The following is a 22,869-nucleotide window of genomic DNA, read 5'->3' as shown; positions in this document are numbered from 1 at the left end:
CGGCCTGGCTCAGCCCGTCGTCCGCCGGTCCACGAACGCGCGGAGTTTCCCGCTGGTCGCCGCCCGTTCGAAGGACGCCACATCGGTGATCTCGACGGAGAGGGTCAGCATGCCCTCCTCCTCGACCGAGGAGCGCAGCTCCGGGATCGCCGTCAGGAAGGCGGCGCGGGCCTCCTCGGCCGACGGGGCGTACGCCGCATCGAGGCGCACCGTGAGCCGTTCGCGGTCGGTCCCGCCGGTCAGGACCACCTGGAGTTCACCGCGGTACCCCAGGTGCGTCCGGGCGGCGTCCACGAAGCGCCGGTAGTGGTAGGAGTACGTGCCCACACGGACCACATCGCCGTGACGGCCCAGGAGTTCGACCCGCGGGGTGCGGCTGCCGCAGGGGCAGTCACCCGCCGGCACACGGCCGAGATCGCCGATCTGGTAGCGGTCCAGCCGCTGTCCGGCCCTGGCCCGGCTGGTGAAGACCAGACGGCCCGGTTCCCCGGCCGGCACCGGCCGGTCGCTCTCGGTGTCGAGGACCTCCAGGGTGTGCAGATCGGTGAGGATGTGGTGGACCGAGCCCTCGGCGCGCTCGCACTGGTAGCCCAGCGGGCCCAGATCGGTGCTGCCGTAGGCGGCGGAACGGATCACCTCGACACCGAAGTCCTCCTGAAGGACGCGGCGTTGCTCACCGGTGAAGTGCTCACCCCCGTAGTACACCTTCCGCACACCACCCCAGGCGCGCAGGGTCTCGCGCTGGGTGTGGAAGAGCTGCCACAGATAGGACGGCATACCGAAGAGGGTGTCGGCCCGGTAGGCCACCAGCGCCTCGGCGACGGCGGCGAGGTCGTCACCGGCGGCCAGCGGGATCTGGGTGGCGTTGAGCCGCTCCAGGATGGAGAAGAAGCTGATGAAGCTCCCGTACATACCGCCGCAGTAGAACAGGTTGGCCGCGCGGTCACGGGCCGGGTCGAAGCCCGAGTCGAGCAGTCCGTGCGCGGCGGCGCGCATCTGGGTGTCGTAGTCGGCATTGGTGAACACCGACAGGGCGGGTGCGCCGGTGGTGCCACCGCTGCGGAAGTACAGATGCGCGTGTTCGGGTGCCAGATGGCGCAACTGCTCCTGCACACCCGCCTTGTCCAGCAGCGGCCCGGTGGGCGGGGCGGGCAGCAGCGGCGCGGCGACGAGGTCGTCCAGACAGGAGGTGGCCGTGAACCGCTCGTCCGCGCGTACGGCGACCCGCCTGCTGTAGCACTGCAACGCGTAGACGCCGTCGTGGGGTTCACCGTCGTAAGCGTCCAGCATGGCTCCCACCGGGGTGACCCGGGTGACACCCGCACAGAGCAGGGCGCGGGAGAGCGCGGCGACATCACGGCGCTCACCGCCGACCGCCGCGGTCTGGAGGTAGCGGCGCATCGGACGCAGCGTGGCGGTGACATCGCGGCGCGGCAGTGGCTTGACCCATACGCTGCGGTGGAGCGGCGAGGCGGTGAGGGCCGGGCGGGTGTCGGCGAGGACCCGCCAGGAGCCGTCGTCGGCGGCGATGACACGGGTGAGACCGAGGTGCTGTTCCAGCCGTGCGACCAGCTCGGTGTTGGTGATCTCCGCGTGTTCGGCCAGGTCCAGCTCCGGACGGGGCAGCTTGTCGGAGACCAGTGCCAGCTCTGCGGCCAGGTCACCGGCGACGGCGAACACCTCGTCCGCGTCGTCGGTGTCGAGGTAGACGACCTGCGGGCTGGAACACGCCTGCTGCTCCAGGCGGCAGACATCGGCGGCGAGCGCGGCGAGGACGGCCGGATCGGACCAGGAGCCGCGGCACAGATAGGCGAAGGAGATCTTGTGTCCCCACTCGACGACCCGGCAGCCGGGCGGCGCCAGTTCGGTGATGCCCGCTACGGCGTCCTCACCGCCCCAGACGGCGATGGCGTCGGCCGCCGCGCACAGGGGCTCCAGCCACTCCCGCCGTCCGGAGGAGAAGCTCAGCACCACGATCCGGCGGGCGAGGGTGCCGGTCGGATCGGCGGCGGCCAGTTCGGCGAGCAGCAGCCGGGCGAGCGGGGTGTCGGAGCTGCTGGTCTTGAGGACGTTGAGATTGCCGGACAGCAGGCCCTCGACGACGCTCAGCGGGGCCACCCCGGCGGCGTTGCCGGGCGCGATGTGCACCAGCAGACCCACCGGCGCCCACGCCTCGTAGACGGTCTCGCGCGCGTCGGGCCGGATGAGCCGCTCGGGGTGCGGGCCGCCCAGTTCCCGGCGGAGTTTGCGCTCCAGCGCGGGACGGCTGAGGGCGGCGGCGAGGTCGGCGAGCAGCGCCACCGCCTCCTCGGCCTCGGTGCCCTCGTCGGTCAGGCACCGGGTGAGCCGGGTGTGCACGGGTCCGCCGGGGGTGCCCAGCGCGCCGGAGAGCCGGTCGCAGGCGGCGAGGACGATCTCGGTGGGCAACTGCTCGCCCAGGGCCCGGTCGGTGAGGGCGGGGAGGTCCGCGAGGCGGGCGGTGACCTCCTCGTCGCCGATGAACGCGCCCTGCCACCAGTGGTGTTCGCCGCCGGGTGTGCCGGGGGCCGGTGCCGTGTCCGCCGTGGCGGCCGTCCCGGACATCGGTGCGCTGGTCATGACGTTCCCTTCAGGAGTTCGGCGGCGGCCACCGCGCAGCTGCGGTTGCGGCTGATCCCGGCCCGGCCGTGCACGGTGAACCACTCGGTCGGCTGGGCGCAGCCGCATTCCTCACCCGGGTGCAGGGAGGCGAGGTCGCCCATGAGCACGCTCTGGGCGGGGACGGAGGTGATGTACGGCGAGACGAGGTGCAGATAGCCGCGCTCGCCGTAGGGGAGCGGCTCCAGGGTGGCGGTGTCGCGCACGGCGGCGCGCGACCACACGGGGATGTGCAGCCGGTGCCGTTCGCACTCGACGTAGGGCACGCAGTGCTCGACGGATCCGAAGGTGTCGCGGATCCTCTCGGAGGGGATGCCCAGTTGCTCCTCCACCTCGGCGTAGAAGGTGTCCTTGGCGATGGCCCGGTCGGCGTGTCCCTTCCAGCCCCCGCCGAGGACCACGAGCGATCCGGCGGGCAGCCGCACCGGGGGGACGCCGAGCGAGCGCATGCGCTCCAGGGTGAAGTGGAGGAAGGCCGGGAAGCCCAGGATGCGCACGGGCAGGCCCTCGTCGGCATAGCGCTGGAGGGCTTCGATACAGCCGCGCGCGTCGAACTCGTGGCCGTCCCCGGTGTGCCGCAGGGCATGGGTGGTGTCCCGGGCCGGGGCGAAGTCGCAGAGGTAGTTGTCGGTGAAGGAGGTGCCGAGCTTGAGCGAGGGCGCCGGTTCGTAGCTGTAGAGCAGGTAGTTCACCGGCTGGTCCGGGGTGATCCAGCCGTAGTGGTCGAAGATCCGGGCCACCATGCGCTGGGCGGCACGGATGGTCCACTCGTCGAAGAACATCTGTGACTTCTGGCCGGTGGTCCCGGAGGAGGTGAGGTGGAGGTGGACCTCCTCGCGGGGGATGGAGAGCACTTCGTGCCGTTTGAAGAAGTTGGCGTGCACCAGCGGGGCGCGGACGTCCCGGCCGACACCGGGCGCGGGCGTGGCGGGCTCGTCATCCAGCAACGAGCGGAAGAACGGGGAGCGTTCGGCGTGCCAGGCGTTGGTCTCGGCCATGGCGGCCGCGAAGAGGGCGTCGGCCTCGGGACCCCGCTCATACGGTGCGGTCAGGTCGCACAGCCGCTGCACGTGTGACAGGGCGCCGGGGTCGGGAACCTCGACGGGGAGCAGATGCGGGTTCATGAGACAACCTCGTGAAGGGGAAGGTAGGTCGCGGTCCAGGCCCGTACGTAGGCGCTCAGATACGGCCGCACCAGCGGGCTGACGGCGGCGGTGCGGAAGTCGATCTGGCGGTTGGTCCGGGACAGCACCACGTAGTCGTGGAAGCGGTCGCCGACGCGGCGCATGGCCGGGTAGAGCGCGCTGGGCACGAAGCCCGCGGCGAGGAACGCGCCGAGCCCGGTGGTGTCGGACAGCGGCAGCAGCGTCTCGACGTAGTCCGCGCCGGTGCGCCTCACCACGGCCATCAGCGGTTCCAGCGCGTGCGCCATGGCCGCCGGATGCGGGTGCACGGCGATCAGCGAGCAGCTCCGGGCGGCCGGGTCGAGATCCGCGTACACCTCGAACGCACCGTCCTCCGGGGTGAGGATCGCGTTGGGGGAGTGCAGCGGGAAGAAGCGGTCGGCGGGGTCGGGGAACCGTTCGAGGAAGCGGCGCCGGACGAAGGAGCGGGCGGCGACGATCTCCATGGCGGTGGTGGCCGTCGTGGCCGGGGTGGCCGGGGTGGCCGGTCCGGGGACCGGGACGGCGTCCGCGGTCCCGACGGGCCGCGCCCCGGCGGAGCCGACCTGCGGGTAGCCCACCTCCGCCACCGCCTCGGCGGCGGCGAGGAGCGGGGCGAGCGGTTCGGGCACCCGGGTCACGGTCTCGCGCCGCTCCAGCACCCCGTCGGCGTAGCGCACGAACAGGGCCAGGCTCTCGCAGCCGGCGACCTCGACGGCGTTGGGCATGAGGCCGAGCGGCCGGAATCCGTTGCGCACCACGACGTGCTGGGGGCCCTCGGTGACCACGCGGACCGTGGCGTAGACCGAGTCGACCGTGCCGGTGGCCAGCGCATCGGCGCATCCCGCGGCGGTGAGCCGGCCCGCGAGCCCGCCGTGGCGGTGGCCGGGGTGGACGGCGAGGCCGACCAGCTTGCCGATACGGGTTCCGGGGTCGGTCTGCACCACCACCGAACCGGTCGGCTCGTCACTGCCCGCGCGGCGGGCCACCAGCCAGTGGGTGTGCGGATCGGTGATGAGGCGTCGCATCTCGGCCGGGTCGCTGCCCAGCGGCACCGGATAGCCGTGGCCGTAGACGTCGAAGTACAATTGCCGCAGGTCCGCGATGTCCTGGAGGACGGCGGGGGTGATGGTGACGCTCATCGTGCTCCTCCTCCGGTGGTGGCGGTGATGGTGTCCTCGGCGGCCGTGCCGGTGTCGCCCGGGGCGTCGCCCCGTGTGCCCGTCCACCACAGGGCGACGGCCACCGGCACCAGGCCCGCGGCCTGGACCAGACACAGCGTGCGCGGCGAGATCTGGTCCCCGAGCGCCCCGAACAGCAGGGAGGCGACGGGGAACGTGGCCCCGAGGAGCGACTGCATCACGGCGAAGAAGCCGGGCTTGTCCGCCGTGGGCACCATCCGCTGGAACAGGGCGACGAACCGTACGCCGATGGTGCCCACGCACCAGCCCGCGACGGCCATGGCGGCGGCGTAGGCGGCGCGGTCCGTGACGAAGCCCGGTACGGCGAGCGCGGCCGCCATCAGGCCCAGGCAGACGGTGCCGGTGGTGACCGGACGGCCCGGCAGCCGCCCGCCGGTGAACGATCCGGCCAGTGTCCCCGCGCCCAGCGCCGCTTCCAGCAGCGCGACGGTCGAACCGTCCTGGTGCAGTACCAGGGCGGTGTACATCGGCATGACGACGAAGACCGCGGTGGTGACCACGTTCGCCGCGGCGAAGCACAGCAGCACCCGGCGGATGAACGGCAGGTCCGCGAGGATACGGCGCAGTGTGCGGCGCGGGGCGGTGGGCGGTCCGTCGGCCGGGTCCGGCGCCGCGGGGGCGCCGGTGTCACCGGTGGCAGGGGCAGCCGGGAACCGCGTCACCGCGATGAGCGCGGCCGCGAGGAGGTACGCCCCTGCACATCCGGCGACGACCCCCGGCAGTTGCCAGGCATCGATCACCAGCGGCCCGAGGAGCCCACCGGCCAGTCCGGCGAGGGACTGCGTGGCCAGTTCGAAGCCGGTGGCCGCCTCGATGTCGGCGTCGTCGACGAGGACGGGCAGCGAGGTGGTCAGACACGGGTCGAACAGCGCCTGACAGCCCGCCAGCAGGAGTGCGGCGCCGTAGGCGAGGCCCATCGGCAGCGGGGTCGCATACGCCCACGTGGCCGTCGCGGCGGCCACCAGCCCGGCCCCGGCGGCGGCCGCGGCCATGACGGTCCGGTACGGGTGACGGGCGATGACACCGGCGACCACGGGGGCGAGCGCCACCGCGGGCAGGGTGCTCACGGCCAGGAACGCACCGGAGGCCAGGCCCCGTTCGGAACCCGCGGACCACTGGATGAGCCACCACACGATGCCGACCTGGAACATCCGCGCGGACGCCTGGGTGAGCACCTGGGCGACCCAGACGGCACCGAATGCCGGGTTGCGCAGGATGACCGGCAGCCGGGAGGCGGATCGTTTCGGCAGCGGTGTGGACGCGGGCGCTCCGGGAAGGATCGGCGCGGTCACGCGTGCGGCCTTTCGTCGAGCACGCGGATCAGCTTCCCGGAGCGGGCGTTGACGGCCAGATCGGCGTGACGCGACCAGACGAGGGCGACGGGGTGCACATGCCCGGCCGCGGCCGACTGCGCATACATCGGACGGGCGGTGTGGAACGCCTTCTCGACGGCCGCGGTGAGTTCCGACAGATCCTCGGACGGGTCGTCGCACGCCAGGCGCAGCAGCAGACCGTCCCGGTCCTCCCAGCGGCGCACCACGAGCTGCACACCGCTGATCCGGCCCGCCACGTCGGCGGCCCGCACCACGTCGTGCACGTCCTGCGTGTGCAGCGCCACCGGGCCCACACGCACGCCTTCCTCGGCGCGGCCGAGAATGCGGAACAGTCCGGCGGCGGGGTCGGTCCACTCGGCGCGGTCGCCCACCGGGTAGCGCAGCACGGGCATCAGCCGGCGCCGCAGATCGGTGACGACGACCCGGCCGGGGACGCCCGCACGGGTGATCGGTTCCCCGGTGTGCTCGTCGAGGATCTCCACGACGGTGTACGGGGCGGGGACCCGGTGCAGCCGCGGATCGTCACCGGGCACCGGAAGGCCCACCAGCCCGGCGTCCACGGCGGCGTAGCCGATGGAGGCCACGCGGGCGGCGGGGAACGCGCCGGACAGCAGCCGCCGCTGATCGCTGAAGATGCTCTCGCCACCGAAGAACAGGGTGGTGACACCGGGCAGGACGCGCCCTTCGGCTCTCAGATGTTCGGCCAGGGAGCACAGGGTGGTCGGCGTCCCCGCGATGACGTCCACGCCGAACTGCTCCAGCGTGGCGACGGTCGACGCCGGGGGCGTGGCACCGCCGATCGGGAGACGGACGTTGGCCACCGGGGAGTGCGCCAGACTGTCCAGGATGAAGGTGTAACTGGCGTACAGGTCACCCGCGTAGAACAGATCGGCGACCCGCTGCCCCGGCCGGAGCCCGGCCGCGGCCAGTCCGGCCCCGAAAGCCGTGGTGAATTCCCGCCACTCCTCCCGGGTGTAGAAGGAGAACTTCGGCGCCCCGGTCGTTCCGCCGCTTTTGAATACCACGGCTTCCTGAAGCGGGCCGGTCAGGAGGGTGTTGTTGTGGGGAGTGTTGGTCTGCCAGAACTCGGATTGGGGAATGACCGGCAGTGCGGTCAGGTCCGAGACGTCCTCGGGTAACCCGGAGTAGAGCGCCGAGTAGAACCCCGAGTTACGGCGGGCGAAGTGAATGAGTTCCGCTGGTGATTGAACGGGCATCAATTCCTGCTTTTGGGCATGCGAAGGAGGACGGCGTCCCGGAAAGCGCGAACACCGCGATGAGGTGGTCTGGTTCAACTGCTGGTCAGGCAGATACGGCGGTGCGTGTACGGCTGGTCCGGAGGTCTCACGGGTAGCCGAGATACAGCCCCGGGCACAGGGATGGAAATACCTGCTCCGACATGGCCGATCTGGTGTGTTGCTTACCGTATGGTGCTTGCTCGACCACAACGATATCAGCCGTTGAGGGGTCCTGATCAACCGCTGTGCGACAGAGCGGAGATATGGGACCCGACGGTGGCGGAAACACCATGGGAAGAGGCGTGGGGACCGGCCCTGGGTGTGCGTCAGAAGCAGCCCGGAGCGGTTCTCGGGGGGGCATACGCCCCGGGTCTAGTCGACGATCGGTGTCCCCTGGAACTACCCCCATTCCGGGCCGCTTCCGAGGCCGGAGAGGAATCCCCCGACCGCGGTGCGGCGACAGGTTTCCCCCTGGCTCGGAGGGCCGTGTGCCGTCGCCGGCGGCCGCGTGGCTGGCCGGATTCCCCGGGGGTGATCCGCACTTTCACGCCGTCCTCGCGCTCGGCCGTCCGGCCCGTGTGACAGGGTGCTCGGGAAAGTCGAGGACACGGGTTACGGGGGCGTACGGGTATGAAAGAGCTCGGCAAGGGCGCGAACACGGCGATGGCTGAGGGGCGTGTCACCGTCGCGTTGCGCGCGGTGGGTGAACCGGTCGATCTGAGCGCGCTCCTGGTGGCGGCGGACGGCAAGGTCAGGTCCGACGACGACATGGTGTTCTACAACCAGCCGTCGGCCGAGTCCGGTGCGGTCCGTCACCTCGCCGCCGACGCGGACGGCCCCGAGCGGATCGAGGTGGACCCGGAGTCCCTGCCCGCCGACGTGGACCGCGTGGTGCTCGTCGGCAGTTGCGACCCCGATGACGCGACGAGCACCTTCCACAAGGTGCGGCAGGTGGTGATCGGGGTGGGCCAAGTCGGTGCCGAGCCGGTCGAGTTCCGCCCGCCGGAGCTCGTCGACGGCGAACGCGCGGTTCTCCTGGCCGAGCTGTACCGCCGGGGGACCATATGGAAGCTGCGGGCCATCGGCCAAGGCTATGCCGATGGACTCGCCGGTCTCGCCACCGACTTCGGGGTGCGGGTCGAAGAGCCCGCGGAACCGGAAGAGCCCGAGGAGTCCGTAGAGCCGGAGGAGCCCTCCGCGGATGGGCGGCCCGAGCCGGTGCCCGCCGCGCCCGTGCCAGCGGACCCCCCTCCCGCGCCCCGTACCAGCCTGGTCAAACCGCCGCTCGGCACGATCAGTCTGGACAAGGGCGGCCAGGTCTCGATGGGCCTGGACAAGGGGGACCGCGGATTGGTGGTCGCCGCGTCGCTGGAGTGGGACGGCGGCAGTGAACGGCGGCGCCGGATGGGAGCCGACCTCGATCTGTACGCCCTGTTCGTGCCCGCCGCCAAGGCGCTGCGGGGGACGGACGCACCCGGCACCCTCGTCAAGTCCGGCCATGTTCCGCAGGGTGATCCGCTGATGCCGCCGGGATCGTCCGGCGCGGGGGACACCGGGCGGGCGGCCGATCCCGCGACGAAGGGGTCCACGAAGAAGGAGAAGCAGAAAAAGGGGAAGGAGCAGCAGGCCGATGTCGTCTATTACCGGCGCCGCGGTTCGCTGAACAACCGGCCGTTCATCAAGCTCGACGGTGATTCACAGGTGCCCGGACGTGAATCCATCAGAATCGTCCGCCCTGCCGAGCAGGGATACGTACTGCTCTGCGCATACTCCGCGCTCAGCAACGGTTTCGGATCCTTCCGCAGTTTCGGCGCGAAGGTCGTCGTCTCCGACGGCCGCGGTTCCACCGTCACCGTCCCGCTCTTCGAGAACACCCGGACCCGCTACTGGGTCGCCATCGCCCTCGTGGACTTCACCGCTCCCGACGGAGCGGCCATCCACCATGTCGAGGCGTACAGCGCCCGGATGACCGAACGGCGCCCGGTCCTCCACACGGACGGCACCATCGAGATGAACGGGGGTCCGGTGGAGTTCAAGAGGCGGTGACACGGCAGCGGCCCTGGGACCGGGGGTCCCAGGGCCGCCATCCCACAAGGGGACGTTCCGCGTATTGCTCAGTGGCGGAACGTATCAGTCCTCAACGGCGATGTTGGCGCACTTGGAGCCGATGTTGACGTCGCCGGTCGGAGCGGCGGCACCGATCGGGGCGATCACACCGGTCGAGGTCTCGCACTCGTTGCTCTGCAGGGCGGCACCGCGGTTGGTGAAGTTGATGCAGTCGGAACCGACGTTCACATCACCGGTGGGGGCGAGCCCGCCGACCGTGGCGACATCACCGACGTTGGTGTCGCAGTGGTTGGACTGGGCGACCCAGCCGCTGTTGGTGTTGCCCAGAGCCATGGCGCCGGCCGCACCGCTGACGACCAGAGAGCCAGCCGCGGCGGTCAGGAAAAAGGCCTTCTTGCCGATGTTCACTCGAAAATCCTCCGTCTGAGACTGTCCGTGAATTCATGGACGCCTGACACAACGAAGCTCATCGGGGAAGGACTCGGGTTCGGCGCAGCTTCACTCGTCCAGCACAACGGAGCCCTTTAATCGTCAGATATCAAAGCGCTCACGGCAGTTGCCGGTCTGTGTAGAGTGCGCTCCGGGTGGGCCGCTGCCGGGCCATCCTCCGTCCCGGCGGCGGCCTTGACCCGGGCACGTCAGGGGGTGGGGATCCCGCCGGGCCGTGCGGGACGGCCGAAGCGCACGGGCACTCCCGGGGAGTACAGCACGCTCACCGGTGGCCCGGTGGGCGCGGACAGGCCCGCCGCCCGTATCAAGTCCTCGTCGCACTGGAGCAGTTCGGCACGGTGCAGGGGCCAGCGCGGGTGGGTGTTCGGCAGGAACACCGAACGCGCGAAGAAGGCGTTGTGCATGCCCCAGCGCGCCGTCAGGAAGTGCTCCAGTTCGCTCGGTTCGGCCACGCGCTCACCCACGCGTATCGCGATCCGGCTGCCCGCACCGCGGGGGCCCGGCCAGCGCCGCGCGCTGGTGTAGGTGAGAGTGTCGCCGTCGCGTTCGACGGCCATCCGGGACCACAGGTAGGGCAGCCGGAAGGCCGCGCGGGCCACCGCCACCGGGATCAGCCGGGAGGCGTCGAGCGAGCGGAAGACCACACCGCGGCGGCCGTGTCGGTCGACCGAGTACAGCCGGACGTTGGTCTCGGGGAAGCTGCCCAGGTAGGGGATGCCGGGGAGCCGGAACCAGCCCACCCGGTGCATCCGGAAGGCGACGAGCCCGACGTAGGTGACCCCGTCCAGGGTGTCGGGAACCGTCCCGGCCGGGAGGAGCGCCGCCACCTCGTCCGGATCGGCGGCCCAGTGGAGGAACGCGAGATCGAGCCAGGACTGGGTGAGGAAGGGGCGGGGGGTCTCGCCGGGCGGGTCCGGGGTGATGACTTCCGGCGCACGAGGGGTGAGCGTCACGGCGGCAGTGTCTCAGGGCTCCCGGACGGCCCCGACAGCCGGTCCCCGGCGCGGGAGGGAACCGGTCCGCACGGTGCCCTCCCGCGCCGGTGTGCGTTCGCCGGGACTCAGCGCTCGGGACTCAGCGCTCGGGGCGCAGGACGGGCCGCAGCGCGTCCAGCACCGCCGGGTCCTCGATCGTCGACGGCACCGGCTCGTCGCGTCCGTCGGCGATCCCGCGCATCGTCTTGCGGAGGATCTTCCCCGACCGGGTCTTGGGCAGCGCGTCCACCACCGAGACGGCCCGGAACGCGGCGACCGGACCGATCTCCCGGCGCACCGCCGCGACCAGTTCCTGGTGGAGGTCCTCAGGCTTGATCTCGACGCCCGCCTTGAGGACCACGAAGCCCCGGGGGAGCTGGCCCTTGAGCTCGTCGTGCACCCCGATGACCGCGCATTCGGCCACGGCGGGATGCGCCGCGAGCACCGCTTCCATCGCACCGGTCGACAGCCGGTGCCCGGCGACGTTGATCACGTCGTCCGTGCGGCCCATGACGAACAGATAGCCGTCCGCGTCGCGGTACCCGGAGTCACCGGTCAGGTAGTAGCCGTCGTACCGGGACAGATACGCCTCGACGAAGCGCCGGTCGTCACCCCAGAGGGTGGGAAGCGCGCCGGGGGGCAGCGGGAGCCGGATGGCGATCACGCCTTCCCGGCCCGCGGGCAGTTCGGTGCCGTCCTGGTCGAGGATGCGCACATCCCAGCCGGGCACCGGAACCGTGGCCGATCCGGGCTTGACCGGCATCGGCTCCAGCCCGTGCGGGTTGGCGGCGATCGGCCAGCCGGTCTCGGTCTGCCACCAGTGGTCGATCACCGGTGTGCCGAGGCTCCGATGGGCCCAGTGGTAGGTCTCGGGGTCCAGCCGCTCCCCGGCCAGGAAGAGCGTGCGGAACGACGACAGGTCGTACTTCTCCAGCTCGGTGGCCTCCGCGTCGACCCTCTTGATCGCGCGCAGCGCCGTGGGAGCGGTGAACAGCGCCTTCACACCGTGGTCGCCGATCACCCGCCAGAAAGCCCCGGCGTCCGGGGTGCCGACCGGCTTGCCCTCGTACAGCACGGTGGTGGCACCGATCAGCAGCGGCGCGTACACGATGTAGGAGTGGCCGACCACCCAGCCGACATCGGACGCAGTCCACCACACATCGCCCGGTCCGATGTCGTAGACGGCGGACATCGACCACGCCAGCGCGACCGCGTGGCCGCCGTTGTCGCGGACGACACCCTTGGGCCTGCCGGTGGTACCCGAGGTGTACAGCACGTACAGCGGGTCGGTCGCCGCCACCGGAACCGGATCGGCGGGCCGGGCCCCGGCGACGAGCTCCGTCCAGTCCAGATAGCGTCCGCCGAGCTCGGCCCGCGCCCTGTCGCGCTGGAGGACGACGACGTGGTCGGGCTGGTGCGCAGTCAGGCCGAGCGCCGCATCGAGGATGGGCTGGTACTCCACGACCCGTGTCGGCTCGATCCCGCAGGACGCGGCGACGATCACCTTCGGTGCGGCGTCCTCGACACGGGCGGCCAACTCCTTGGGCGCGAAACCGCCGAAGACCACCGAGTGCACCGCGCCGATCCTGGCGCAGGCCAGCATGGCCACGACCGCCTCGGGTACCATCGGCATGTAGACGATGACCCGGTCGCCCTTGGTGACACCCAGCGAGCGCAGGGCCCCGGCGAAGACCGCGACCTCGTCACGGAGCTCGGCGTAGCTGAACCGCCGGACGGTACCGGTCACCGGGGAGTCGTGGATCAGCGCGGTCTGCTCGCCCCGGCCGCTCTCGACGTGCCGGTCCAGCGCGTTGTACGAGGTGTTGAGCTCACCGTCGGGGAACCACCGCCAGAGCGGGGCACGGGAGTCGTCCAGGGCCCGGGTCGGTGACCGGGTCCAGTCGATCGCCCCCGCCGCGTCCAGCCAGAACCCTTCGACATCCTCGAGGCTTCGGTGGTAAGTCTCCTCATACGCGCCCATCAGGGACCTTTCACATCGTTCGGCCTGGAAACTGTGAGCAGTCTGGCCCATCGTCCGGACGGCTACCAGCCCCGTCGGTGTGATGGGTGTCGTCTGGTACGCGCGCGCGATGAGTATCGACTACTCACCTTCTGCCCGCGCTGACCTGGCAGGATCACAACGGCAGGCACAACTCCCGTGCCGCCGTGCCCTCACCGCCTCGCTGATCCCAGCTCGCCACCGGGGGAGGCGGTCCCCACACGAGAAAGTGTGCGTCGACTGGTGTCCAGGACCCTGCTGTTTGATGAAGCCGCGCGCCGTTCGCTCCAGCGGGGAGTGAACTCCGTCGCGGACGTCGCCAAGGTGACGATCGGACCCCTGGGCCGCAATGTGGTCATCGGAAACGTCGAGGTCGGGCCGGACGGCGGTGCGTTCAAGAAGGTGCAGGGCGGCGGGCTGACCGTCACCAATGACGGCCTCCTCATCGCCCGGCAGACCGCGCCGGCCGACCCCGTCGAGAACCTCGGTGTCCGGCTCGTCACCGAGGCCGCCGAACGGACCAAGCGGGCGGCGGGCAAGGGAGCGACCACGACCATCGTGCTCGCGCAGGCGATGCTCCGCGAGGGCCTGCGCAATGTCGCGGCCGGTGCCGACCCGGTGGCGATGCGGAAGGGCATCGAGGCGGCCGTACGGACCGTTTCCGAGTACCTCGCGTCCGTCACCCGCGGCCTCGACGGCCCGGGGGAGATGGCCGCCGTGGCCGCGCTGGCGGCGAAGGACCGCGAAGTCGGCGACCTGATGGTCGAGACGATGGCGAAGGGCGGCATCGTCACGGTGGAGAAGGGCCATGCTCTAGGTCTTCACCTGGAGTTCGACGAAGGCGTGAAGCTGGCCGGGGGATATCTGTCGCCGGAGATGGCCACCGACCGGGTCAGTGGGCGATCCGTTCTGCACCGCCCCCTCGTGCTGGTCCACCGGGGCGCGATCACGTCCCTCGACGCGCTGCGGCCCTTGCTGGAGAGGGTGCTCGAGAAGGGCTCCGGACGACCGCTGTTGATCATCGCCGAGGATGTCCGGGGCACCGCCCTGTCGGCGCTGCTCGCCAACAACGAGCAGGGCGTCGTCACGACGGTGGCCGTGAAGGCTCCGGGCACGGGTGCACACCGCGATGCGCTCCTCGAGGACATCGCCACGGTGACCGGTGCCACCGTGGTGGCCGATGAAGCCGGACCCACCCTCGAGAGGGCCGGCCTGAGCGTGCTGGGCGGTGCCCACCAGGTGAGGGTCACCCGCCGGGGCACCACGATCGTCGGTGGCGATGGCCCGGCACCGGAGATCGCGCTCCGCAGCGACCACATCAAGGCCGAGGCGGCGCGCCGGACCCTGCCCCATGAGCGCGTCGACCAGGAGAAGTTGCTCGCGCGGGCGGCCAATCTGGCCGGTGGGTCCTGTGTCATCAAGGTCGGTGCCGCCACCCGGGCGGAGCTCGACGAGCGCCTGGCGAGGGTCGAGAACGCGGTGTGGGCCACCCGTGCCGCCTTCGACGGGGGAGTCGTGCCCGGTGGCGGCGCATGCCTCGCCCAGGCGGCCACGGTGCTCGACGGCACCCCGGGCACACCGGACGACCTGTCCGTGGGTATCGGGGTCGTCCGGCGCGCCCTCGCCGAACCGCTGCGGTGGATCGCGGAGAACGCGGGCCACGACGGGGCCGTGGTGGCCTCCGAAGTGGCCGGGCTCACGACGGGGATGGGTTTCGACGTGCTCGCGGGGCGCCGTGCGAACCTGCTGGAAGCCGGTGTCATCGATCCCGCTCAGGCCGTGCGCGCCGCGCTCACCCATGCCGCGTCCGTCGTGTCCCTGCTGCTCACCACCGAGGTCGTGGTCGTGGACAGCCAACCAGGGTAGCCGGTGGGCACGACGGCGCGGGGGGGGGGGGGGGGGGGCCGGCGGGGGGGGGGGGGGGGGGGCCCCGGGGGGCCCCCCCCCCCCCCCCGGGCCGGCCCCCCCCCCGGGGGGGGGGGCGCCCCCCCCCCCCGCCGCGGTGGCCGGGACGGGCGCCCGGCTCGGTGCCGGGCGCCACTGTTCCGGATCAGGGTGCCTGGTGGGCCGGCATGTCGTAGTGCTTGACCCAGGCGTTGTCCTGCCGTCCGGTGAAGCCGTTCTGGTCGAGCACCACCACGCTGACCTTGGAACGGTGTCCTTCGCCGTCGTTCCATTCGACCGGGGCGTAGCACAGCCCCTCGATCTCCGTCGCGCCATCGACCACGTCGTCGGTCTCGGTGAGGGTGTACGTGCCCTCGATCACCATGGGATCGAGGTCGTGGATGCTCGTACCGGGATTCTCGCGACCGAACTTGAAGCAGATGATCTGGCCGGGGTCTCCTTCGCGGGAGACATAGAGCCGTCCGCCCTTGACGAATCCACCCGCGATATTGACCAGTCCGTGCGGCATCCTGGACGCGCGCATCGTCTGAAGCTGCCCGAACTTCGGCGGCGCGCCACCGGGGTACGCGGAGTTGTACTTGTACCCGTACACGATGTCGGTGTCATCGTTGGAGCTGTACAGGTATCCGCCGTGGGGAACCAGCATCGAGCCCGACGGTACGACGTGACGGGGGTCGTCCAGGTCGGTGGAGCACCACGGGGCGCTCGTCTGGTAGCGGCCGGAGCCCGCGATGCCCAGGTAGTACATCTGCCCCGGGGTCTTGTCCGCGGCGCCGAACGGCTTCGTGATCCAGACGCGCGGTGTTCCGTGCTCGACCGGAACGTACAGCCGTCCCGTGTAATTGCCCGAGACGATGTGATTGTTCGCGTGGATGGCGCCGACGTGGTCCTTGTTGTCCCCCTCGGGCCACCAGTTCTCGTCATAGGCGAGGAAGTCCACGCGCTCCCAGCGGAAGTTGAGCTTGTGGATGCCCCGCCACTCCGGCAGTTCCTCCGTCGAGCAGCAGACGACCCACCACCAGTCCTCGGCGCCGTACCTCGCCCGGGAAAGCCCCTGGCACTCATCGGTCCAGGCGAAACGGTCCTCGCTCTCCAGGTAGTCCTCCCGGGAGCGGTACCACTGGGAAAGGCGGCCGTCGCTCGCGGCCGCCGCCGGCTGGGCGCCGCCGACCGCGGCGGCCCCGCCGAGGGCCAGCACACCGGCCGCTCCAGCGGTACCTCGCAGAAAGTTCCTTCTGTCCATTGAGCCTGCTCCCGTAGGTGAGGGAAATGCCAACTATCTGGAATGGAGCCCGTGCGCGAGAACATGTCCGAGGGAATGACGCCGACGAATGACGTTTCCTCAATGTGCCGATAAATGCGGCGAGTTCAGCGCGCGCTCACGGTATCCCCGGCAGGAATGGGCACCAGAGAGTAGTTCTTACTCAGGCATGGATACTGGTGAAATTCGGGATATGACGCCATGGCTGTCCGCACCCGCAGCCGTCATCGGGCGGCGGCCGCGGGGCGGAACGGCAGCGTGTGATCAGCCGCGCTGCGCCTGGTCGTACACCTTCTTGGCGGTGCCGCCCAGCACCGCGCCGAACATCTTCTCGGTGTCCTGCAGCCCCTCACCATGGCTGTTGACCGAGACCAGAACGCCCTTGCCCGTGGTGGTGTCGAAGTCCGCCAGCCAAGGACCGCCGCTCGAACCGCCCGTCATACCGCAGGGGATGACCTGCTCACCGGCCTGCGGGGCCTTCTTCGCCGTGCCCGTGCAGTGCAGGAGGTCCTCTCCGAGCGACGGGCGTGACGCGGGGTAGCCGAAGGCGCGGATCGTGCCGCCGACCGGGCGGTCGAAGGCGATGGCCTGGCCGCCGACGACGTCCGTGAGCTTGCGGCCCTGCTGGTCGGCGTCCACGACGAGCGCGGCCACGTCGTTGTCGGACTCCTCCGCCCAGGTGCGCGGGGTGAGGGTGGCGCGGACCGGGAAGGCGCCGTACGGCTGCTTGCCCTGGTGGTACCCGGGGACGAAGACCATCTCGGTGTAGGTGAAGTCGGGTGCGGAGCCCCGGCGCACACAGTGGCCCGCGGCCATGACCACCGAGCGGTTGGCGCTGGTGACGGCGGTGGCCGTGCACCAGGAGTCCTCGCCGTCGCCGTTCATGAAGAAGAGCCGTCCGACGGTCTTCATCTCGGTGCCCTTCCAGGGCTTGACGTTCGGGGGCGTCGGCCCGAGATCGGTGGACTCCCCGACGGCCTTGATCCGCGCGGGCGTCCAGTAGGCGAGGGCGTCACGGCGCTGCTTCACCGTGTACGACGCGGTGGAGACGACCGGGGCGGCGGCCTTCTCCGCGGCAGGGGCCGGGGAACCGCCGCCCGGGGCGGCGACGGCTGACACGGGGACGGTGAGGGCGAGGGCGGCGCCCGCGCCGACGAGGGCGGCGAGTGCGGTGTTCCGGCGGCGGGGGGAGTGAGCGGTCATCTGCGGAGTTCTCCTCGGCAAGGTGGTCGGCAATGCCTCGTGGGTACGGGCCTCGTGGGTACGGGACCGTTGGTCCGCACGCGAAGATGACGAGTCGCCGGTCCGGGTTTCACCGAATGAGTGCTCTCCTCCGCAATTCCGCCGTGCGTAGCGGTGTCGGGAGGGAATGTCTTCCGCGGATCCGTCGTCGCGTCCGGCGGAGCAGGAGCCGGTACGCGCCCCGGGGGTCACGGACAGCCGGTGCCGGCCCCCGCGGCCCCCGGCTCATCCGCGGAAGACCGCCCGCGCGTGGTCGTCCGGAGCCGTGCCCGCCTCGGCGATCAGCTCTCCACCGGCGGACCAGACCCCCGAACGGCCGGACGTACGGGCGAAGCCACCGCCGGTCGGACCGGCGAAGGCCGCCGCGGCGACCCAGACACCGTGGTCCGCCGCGACCCGGCGGGCGCGCTCCCCGTGCACCCCGGCCTCGTCCTCGCCGTGGACGACACCGGACACATAGCCGTCGATCCCCAACGCCGCCGTCCGCGCGGCGTGTTCGGGGATCCCGGTGTCGCGGCAGATGGCGAGCCCCAGCCGCCATCCGTCCACATCGATCACGGCATGCTCACCGGGCACGAAGTGGACACCCTCGTCGCCGTGCAGATGGACCTTCCGGTAGGCCACCCGCGCACCGTCCCCCGTCACCGCCAGGATGCCGATATGCGGACCCGGTACCGGCGCCCCGACCAGGGCGAGCGCCCCGGTCCCGGCACACGCGGCGACGATCGGAGCGAGCCGCTCGTCCTCCGGGGAGACCGGCGCGGCGTCCAGCTCGTACCCCGTCAGCGACATCTCGGGGAACACCACCACCCGCGCGTCCGCCGCCCGCACGGCATCCGCGTGGGCCACCGCGTTCGCCGCCACCTCATGGGCCGCACACCTCGGCTGTGCCACGGCGATGCTCAGCGGCTGCCGCACCAGGAACTCCCCTCGTCGACCGGTACGAGCACCCTAACCGCGGGCCGCGTCTCAGGGGGCGGATCCCCGTGCCCGGCAGCCGGTCCGGGTCAGCGGGGGAGCGGGCGCAGGCGTACGGGGAGGGTCTGGTGGCCGTTGCTGATCAGGGAGGGGAGTGGTGTCAACTCCTCCAGCGGGACAGCGAGTTCCATCTCCGGGAACCGTTCGAAGAGCAGTCGCAGGGCGATGGCGACCTCGAAGCGGGCGAGCGGGGCGCCGAGACAGAAGTGCACACCGTGGCCGAAGGCCATGTGGTCCTTGGCGGGCCGGGTGAGGTCGAAGACATCGGCCGACGCGCCGTGCCAGTCGGGGTGGCGGTTGGCGGCGGCGTAGGAGGCGAGGATCGCCTCGCCCTTGCGGATCGTCTGTCCTCCGGGCAGCGGGATGTCCGCGCGGGCGAAGCGCAGGGGCAGGTGCTTCACCGCGGGTTCATGCCGAAGGGTCTCCTCCACGACGTCGTCCCAGCTACCGCGGCCCGCACGGACGTGGGCGAGCTGCTCGGGATCGGTCAGCAGGGTCGTGATGGCCTGGTCGATCACATTGCCCGTGGTCTCGTACCCGGCGTTGATCATCAGCGCCAGGGTGTCGCGCAGTTCGTCGTGGGTGAAGCCCTTGCCGTCGCCCTCGTCGTCGTGGGCGGCGATGAGCAACGACGTCATGTCGTCGCCGGGCTCCGTGCGCTTGGCCGCGATCACTTGGTCGAGCGCCTCGTAGAGGGCGACCGTGTTCGCCGCGGCCTGCTCGGCGGTCAGTGTGGTGGCGAACACCCCGTCGACCAGGGCCCGGAACCCGTCGCGCTGGTCCTCGGGGACCCCCATGAGCTGTCCGATGACCGCGATCGGCAGCGGGTAGGCGAGCCGGTCGCGCAGATCGACGACCTCCCCGGCCGGGAGGGTGCCGAGGTCGTCGACGAGCGCGGTGGCGATCGCCTCGACGGCTGGCCGCAGGGCCTGGATACGACGGGCGCTGAAGGCCGGTGCGACCATGCGGCGGAGCCTGCGGTGGTCGCTCCCGTAGGCGGTGAACATGTTCGCCACCGAGACCCAGAGGGCGAGGGGCCAGTCGGCGACGGCGGTGTCGAACTCGGGCCAGTGGGCGCGGGCGTCCTTGGAGACGTGCGAGCCGGTGAGGAGCTGCTTGAGGAGGGCGGGGTCGCTGACGGACCAGGCGGTCACACCCAGGATGTCCACCCGGGTGGCCGGGCCGCGGGCGCGCAGGGCCCGGTGCTCGGCGTGGTGGTCGGAGCCGGTGGGGTCGAGGATGAGCTTCGGCTGCTCGGGCACGGGACTCCTTCGGAAGGGCTTCGGTGACCGCGGTGTGGGTCACTGGGCCGTGGGGCGCGCGGTGGCACCGGCGGTACGGCGTCCCCGGCCTCGCGGCGGCGCTGTACGGGGTGGGCTCCCTCGCCGTCACGCATCTGCTCCGCCTCCTCGCCGGGAAGGGCCGACCCCGCTGGTTCCGGGGGTAATTGTCAGGGCCATGAGTGAGGTGCCACAAGACGGTGCGGGCATCACGCCGGTGCGCGCGGGGGACGGCCCGGGGCGGACATGCCCAGGCCGTCCGCCCCTCCGTGCCCCGGGTCCCTCAGACTGTGACCTCCACCCGGCCGGGACGGCGGGCCGCGACCACCGCCGACGTGGTCGGTGTGGTGAGGACCTCCGTCGCGTCCAGGTCCGGATGGGTGAGGTAGAACAGGCGCAGCTCGTCCACCTCGCCCTCGAACCGTGGCGGCCAGTGGGGCGACGGGGTGAAGTCGTCCAGGACGAGAACGCCGCCGGGAGCGAGGAGTTCGACGACCTGCCCGGGGGCGTCACGCTTTCCTCCGCCGTCGCAGAAGAAGACGTCGAACGGAGCGTGGCGCTCCAACAGCCGCCAGTCCCCGGTGAGCACGCTGACGCGGTCGTCGTCCGCGAAGATGCCGGACGCCCGGCGGGCCAGCTCCTCCTCGCGCTCGACGGTGACCAGACGGGCACCGGCGCCGAGGCCACTGTGCAGCCATGCGGTGCCCACCCCCGAGCCGGTGCCGCTCTCGGCGATGACACCGCCGGGCTTCGCCGTGGCGGTCAGCCGGAGCAGTCTGCCCACGTCGGGGAGACAGCTCTTGGTGAACCCCATCTCGGTGGCGGCCCGTTCCGCGAGCGCCACCCGGGGCGGTACCGCACGTTCTGCCATCAATATGAACCCCCTTCGGAATGACCATGACGCTATCCGGCGGCGGGCGTGTCCGCAGGCGGTCGCGCGCCTCAGCCGCCGGTGCCGGTCTCGAGGTCGGTGGCGAGCGCGCGCAGCCAGACCTCCACGTCGACCAGGAGGGGCAGGGCCCGCGCGGGGGTCCGTGACGCGATGTCCGCCGGAAGCTGGGCCAGCCGGACCCGGATGCCGTCCGCCGGGAGGTCCGCCGCCCGGAGCGTCACCGCCTCCAGCTCCCCGGCGGTGTCGCGGGCCCAGCGCAGGGCGGCGGGCGGGAAGGTCCGCGGGCCCTCCGACCGCGGCAGCCAATAGGCCCCGACCAGTACCCGGCTGCCGAAGTTGAGGGCGGCGAGCCAGTCGGAACCGGTCTCGTCGCCATGCCGCGGGGCGGGTTCCGCGCGGTACTGCGCATACGCGGCCTGCGCCATGCGGAGCCGGTGATGGGTCGCCCACAGCGCCCCGTCGGCGATCTCCCGCACCCGTCCGGGGCCGTCAGGGCCGGTCGTGGCCACGACGGTGGCGGGCACCAGTGGCGCGGTGGCCCGGAGGAGGGCGGTGACACCCCGCCGGATCTCGGCGCGCGCCCCGGAGGGCCAGGCGAGGAGACCACACACCAGACCGACCGCGCTCCCGGTCAGCACATCCAGGAAACGGGCCTCCGCGAGCCGCCAGGTGACGGCCGCGATCTGGGCGAACGCGGTGGAGACGACCAGGGTGAACAGCCCCTGCGCCCACGCCGGTCCGCCGACCGGCCCCACCGTGAAGGCCAGCAGCATCATCGGCACCAGGAGGTAGGCGTACACCTCGGTCACGTCCCCCGCGCCGATGATGAGCGCACCGGCCGCGAGCGCGCCCAGCAGGGTCCCGGCGGCGGCCGAGCGGGCGGCGGACCAGGCCTCGCCCGCCGTGGTGCGGCCCAGGGTGAGGACGGCCAGCAGGACCCAGAAGCCGTGCGAGAGGTCCAGCGAGCCGGCCACCAGGCGGGCGAGGGCGAGACCCAGAGCCATACGGACGGCGTTCTGGAAGACCACGGAACGCCGGGTGAGATTACCCCTGATCCGGAAGTACCACAGCCGGACCGTGCCGGTGTCGGCGTACCAGAACTGCTCGTGGGGCAGCCCGTACACCGGGCGGCGGCCACCGGTCGTCAGGGCGGCGGCCGTGCACACGGTCACCGCCGACACCGCGGCCGTCAGGGCCGTCGACTGCCGCAGCAACAGCGCGTGCGAGGGGGCGGTGCGCGGCTCCGGGGCGGTGCCGCGTGCGGCCATGAACTCCTCGATCATCTCCTCGAGCAGTTCGGGTCCGGGGGCGGGGCGCGACCGGCGCAGGGCGCCGGCCGTCCGGGCACACATCACCGCGGTGCCGTGCAGGAGGGTCTCGGAGGCCACATCCGCGGGCGTGGCGGGGAGCCCGGCCAGCGCGGCGAGCTGGTCCAGCAATCGGCGGGTCGCGGATCCCGCCTGGGCCAGCGCATGGTCCTTCCGGCCCGCCCCGGTGGGGCGGGTCCCGGCCGGTTGCCGGGAGAAGCGCAGCCCCCGGCCGGCCGCCCGGAGCCGCGCGGCCAGACCGGGATCGGGGGCCCCGGCCCGTACCGCGCGGCCCGCGAGGTCCAGCGCGTCGGCGACCCGGTCGCGGTAGGACGGCTGCCGGGGCTCGGGGAGGAGCACCAGCTCACACAGGCTCAGCAGCACCGTGCCGGTGACCAGTCCGGCCAGCCGGAGGGTCAGGGTGTCGGGGGCGTACGGGGGGAAGCAGGCGAGGATGTAGAAGAGTTGGAGACCAGGGGCGGTGCCTGCGAGCCGCGGACCGCACACCGCGCCGAAGGGCAGGACGAACCCCACCAGCAGCATGCCCGCCACGGCGGGCCACGTCCCCACGGCGAGGACCGTACCGAGGACGACCAGCGCCGCGGCGATGGGCAGGGCGCGCAGCACGGTGCCCGCCCGCTGCCGCCCGGACCCCGGCAGCGGGGAGAGGATGCCGAACGCGATGGGGGCGAACAGGGTGTAGATCGCGGCGGCCGGCTGGTCCAGCAGATGCACCGCCGGGTAGAACCCGGCCGCCGCGGCCACCGTGACGCGCAGCGCCCGCCGTCCGGCGTCGACGGACGCGGAGAGCGACGGCCGCTGCGGCATGCGCGCTCCTCTCCCGGCGTCCGCGCCGGTCCCGTCCCGCCACCTTCGTCCCAGTGTGGCGTGGCGGTGGTGAGGCCGCGTGGCGGCGCCCCGTGGCCCCGTACCGGACGGC

General features: G+C 71.8%; 16 protein-coding genes. 2 read left to right on the top strand and 14 right to left on the bottom strand.

Annotated features, from left to right (window positions below; all coding sequences use genetic code 11):
• Positions 1-9 precede the first annotated feature (9 nt).
• From NMK44_RS06165 to NMK44_RS06145, 5 genes are read right to left on the bottom strand one after another with little or no spacing between them, the layout of a single operon-like run.
• Positions 10-2,598 (bottom strand): acyl-CoA reductase, encoded by a 2,589-nt coding sequence (locus tag NMK44_RS06165; protein WP_254739083.1) that lies wholly within the window; start codon positions 2,596-2,598, stop codon positions 10-12.
• Positions 2,595-3,761: a LuxE/PaaK family acyltransferase gene (locus NMK44_RS06160; protein WP_254739081.1), complete on the bottom strand. Its 1,167-nt coding sequence runs from the start codon at positions 3,759-3,761 to the stop codon at positions 2,595-2,597. The genes NMK44_RS06165 and NMK44_RS06160 overlap by 4 nt, the downstream gene beginning before the upstream one ends.
• Entirely contained in the window at positions 3,758-4,942 is a 1,185-nt protein-coding gene (locus NMK44_RS06155) for a GNAT family N-acetyltransferase (protein ID WP_254739079.1), read from the bottom strand. Before NMK44_RS06155 ends, NMK44_RS06160 begins: the two co-directional genes overlap by 4 nt.
• Positions 4,939-6,294 carry an MFS transporter gene (locus NMK44_RS06150; RefSeq protein WP_254739077.1) on the bottom strand — a complete coding sequence of 452 codons (1,356 nt, stop codon included), beginning with the start codon at positions 6,292-6,294 and terminating at the stop codon, positions 4,939-4,941. Before NMK44_RS06150 ends, NMK44_RS06155 begins: the two co-directional genes overlap by 4 nt.
• Positions 6,291-7,553, bottom strand: coding sequence for a phenylacetate--CoA ligase family protein (locus NMK44_RS06145; protein ID WP_254739075.1), 1,263 nt, complete (start codon positions 7,551-7,553; stop codon positions 6,291-6,293). The genes NMK44_RS06150 and NMK44_RS06145 overlap by 4 nt, the downstream gene beginning before the upstream one ends.
• 651 nt (positions 7,554-8,204) lie before the next feature.
• Here NMK44_RS06145 and NMK44_RS06140 point away from each other — a divergent pair.
• Positions 8,205-9,620 carry a TerD family protein gene (locus NMK44_RS06140; RefSeq protein ID WP_254739072.1) on the top strand — a complete coding sequence of 472 codons (1,416 nt, stop codon included), beginning with the start codon at positions 8,205-8,207 and terminating at the stop codon, positions 9,618-9,620.
• Positions 9,621-9,704: 84 nt separating this feature from the next.
• On the opposite strand, the gene NMK44_RS06135 is transcribed toward NMK44_RS06140, so the two are convergent.
• The 3 genes from NMK44_RS06135 to NMK44_RS06125 all read right to left on the bottom strand — a co-directional run bounded on the left by NMK44_RS06135 (position 9,705) and on the right by NMK44_RS06125 (position 13,046).
• Positions 9,705-10,049: a hypothetical protein gene (locus NMK44_RS06135; protein WP_254739070.1), complete on the bottom strand. Its 345-nt coding sequence runs from the start codon at positions 10,047-10,049 to the stop codon at positions 9,705-9,707.
• Positions 10,050-10,279: 230 nt separating this feature from the next.
• Positions 10,280-11,044, bottom strand: coding sequence for a YqjF family protein (locus NMK44_RS06130; RefSeq protein WP_254739068.1), 765 nt, complete (start codon positions 11,042-11,044; stop codon positions 10,280-10,282).
• Positions 11,045-11,165: 121 nt separating this feature from the next.
• A complete protein-coding gene (locus NMK44_RS06125; RefSeq protein ID WP_254739066.1) occupies positions 11,166-13,046 on the bottom strand; it encodes a propionyl-CoA synthetase in 1,881 nt (626 codons plus the stop codon).
• Positions 13,047-13,307: 261 nt separating this feature from the next.
• Here NMK44_RS06125 and groEL point away from each other — a divergent pair, with 261 nt between their 5' ends.
• On the top strand, positions 13,308-14,930 hold the full coding sequence (groEL, locus tag NMK44_RS06120; protein ID WP_254739064.1) for a chaperonin GroEL: 1,623 nt from the start codon (positions 13,308-13,310) through the stop codon (positions 14,928-14,930).
• A gap of 184 nt (positions 14,931-15,114) precedes the next feature.
• Here the strand turns inward: groEL and NMK44_RS06115 are convergent, their stop codons facing one another.
• The 6 genes from NMK44_RS06115 to NMK44_RS06090 form a co-directional block, all read right to left on the bottom strand.
• Positions 15,115-16,212: a hypothetical protein gene (locus NMK44_RS06115; protein WP_254739062.1), complete on the bottom strand. Its 1,098-nt coding sequence runs from the start codon at positions 16,210-16,212 to the stop codon at positions 15,115-15,117.
• Positions 16,213-16,494: 282 nt separating this feature from the next.
• Positions 16,495-17,433 (bottom strand): trypsin-like serine peptidase, encoded by a 939-nt coding sequence (locus NMK44_RS06110; RefSeq protein ID WP_254739060.1) that lies wholly within the window; start codon positions 17,431-17,433, stop codon positions 16,495-16,497.
• Between the two features lie 264 nt (positions 17,434-17,697).
• Positions 17,698-18,390: a carbon-nitrogen hydrolase family protein gene (locus NMK44_RS06105; RefSeq protein WP_254739058.1), complete on the bottom strand. Its 693-nt coding sequence runs from the start codon at positions 18,388-18,390 to the stop codon at positions 17,698-17,700.
• Between the two features lie 89 nt (positions 18,391-18,479).
• Positions 18,480-19,712 (bottom strand): cytochrome P450 family protein, encoded by a 1,233-nt coding sequence (locus tag NMK44_RS06100; protein WP_254739056.1) that lies wholly within the window; start codon positions 19,710-19,712, stop codon positions 18,480-18,482.
• A 301-nt stretch (positions 19,713-20,013) separates the two neighbouring features.
• Positions 20,014-20,607 carry an O-methyltransferase gene (locus tag NMK44_RS06095; protein ID WP_254739465.1) on the bottom strand — a complete coding sequence of 198 codons (594 nt, stop codon included), beginning with the start codon at positions 20,605-20,607 and terminating at the stop codon, positions 20,014-20,016.
• Positions 20,608-20,672: 65 nt separating this feature from the next.
• Positions 20,673-22,757 carry an FUSC family protein gene (locus NMK44_RS06090; protein WP_254739463.1) on the bottom strand — a complete coding sequence of 695 codons (2,085 nt, stop codon included), beginning with the start codon at positions 22,755-22,757 and terminating at the stop codon, positions 20,673-20,675.
• Positions 22,758-22,869 lie beyond the last annotated feature (112 nt).

The organism is Streptomyces cucumeris (genome assembly GCF_024295805.1).
Taxonomy (GTDB): Bacteria; Actinomycetota; Actinomycetes; order Streptomycetales; family Streptomycetaceae; genus Streptomyces; species Streptomyces cucumeris.
This window is presented reverse-complemented; position numbering and strand designations above follow the sequence as displayed.

Coding starts and splice junctions, on each gene's coding strand:
- NMK44_RS06145 (WP_254739075.1), bottom strand. CDS start 7,553: ATGCCCGTTCAATCACCAGCGGAACTCATTCACTTCGCCCGCCGTAAC.
- NMK44_RS06160 (WP_254739081.1), bottom strand. CDS start 3,761: ATGAACCCGCATCTGCTCCCCGTCGAGGTTCCCGACCCCGGCGCCCTG.
- NMK44_RS06155 (WP_254739079.1), bottom strand. CDS start 4,942: ATGAGCGTCACCATCACCCCCGCCGTCCTCCAGGACATCGCGGACCTG.
- NMK44_RS06165 (WP_254739083.1), bottom strand. CDS start 2,598: ATGACCAGCGCACCGATGTCCGGGACGGCCGCCACGGCGGACACGGCA.
- NMK44_RS06110 (WP_254739060.1), bottom strand. CDS start 17,433: ATGACCGCTCACTCCCCCCGCCGCCGGAACACCGCACTCGCCGCCCTC.
- NMK44_RS06115 (WP_254739062.1), bottom strand. CDS start 16,212: ATGGACAGAAGGAACTTTCTGCGAGGTACCGCTGGAGCGGCCGGTGTG.
- NMK44_RS06125 (WP_254739066.1), bottom strand. CDS start 13,046: ATGGGCGCGTATGAGGAGACTTACCACCGAAGCCTCGAGGATGTCGAA.
- NMK44_RS06090 (WP_254739463.1), bottom strand. CDS start 22,757: ATGCCGCAGCGGCCGTCGCTCTCCGCGTCCGTCGACGCCGGACGGCGG.
- NMK44_RS06140 (WP_254739072.1), top strand. CDS start 8,205: ATGAAAGAGCTCGGCAAGGGCGCGAACACGGCGATGGCTGAGGGGCGT.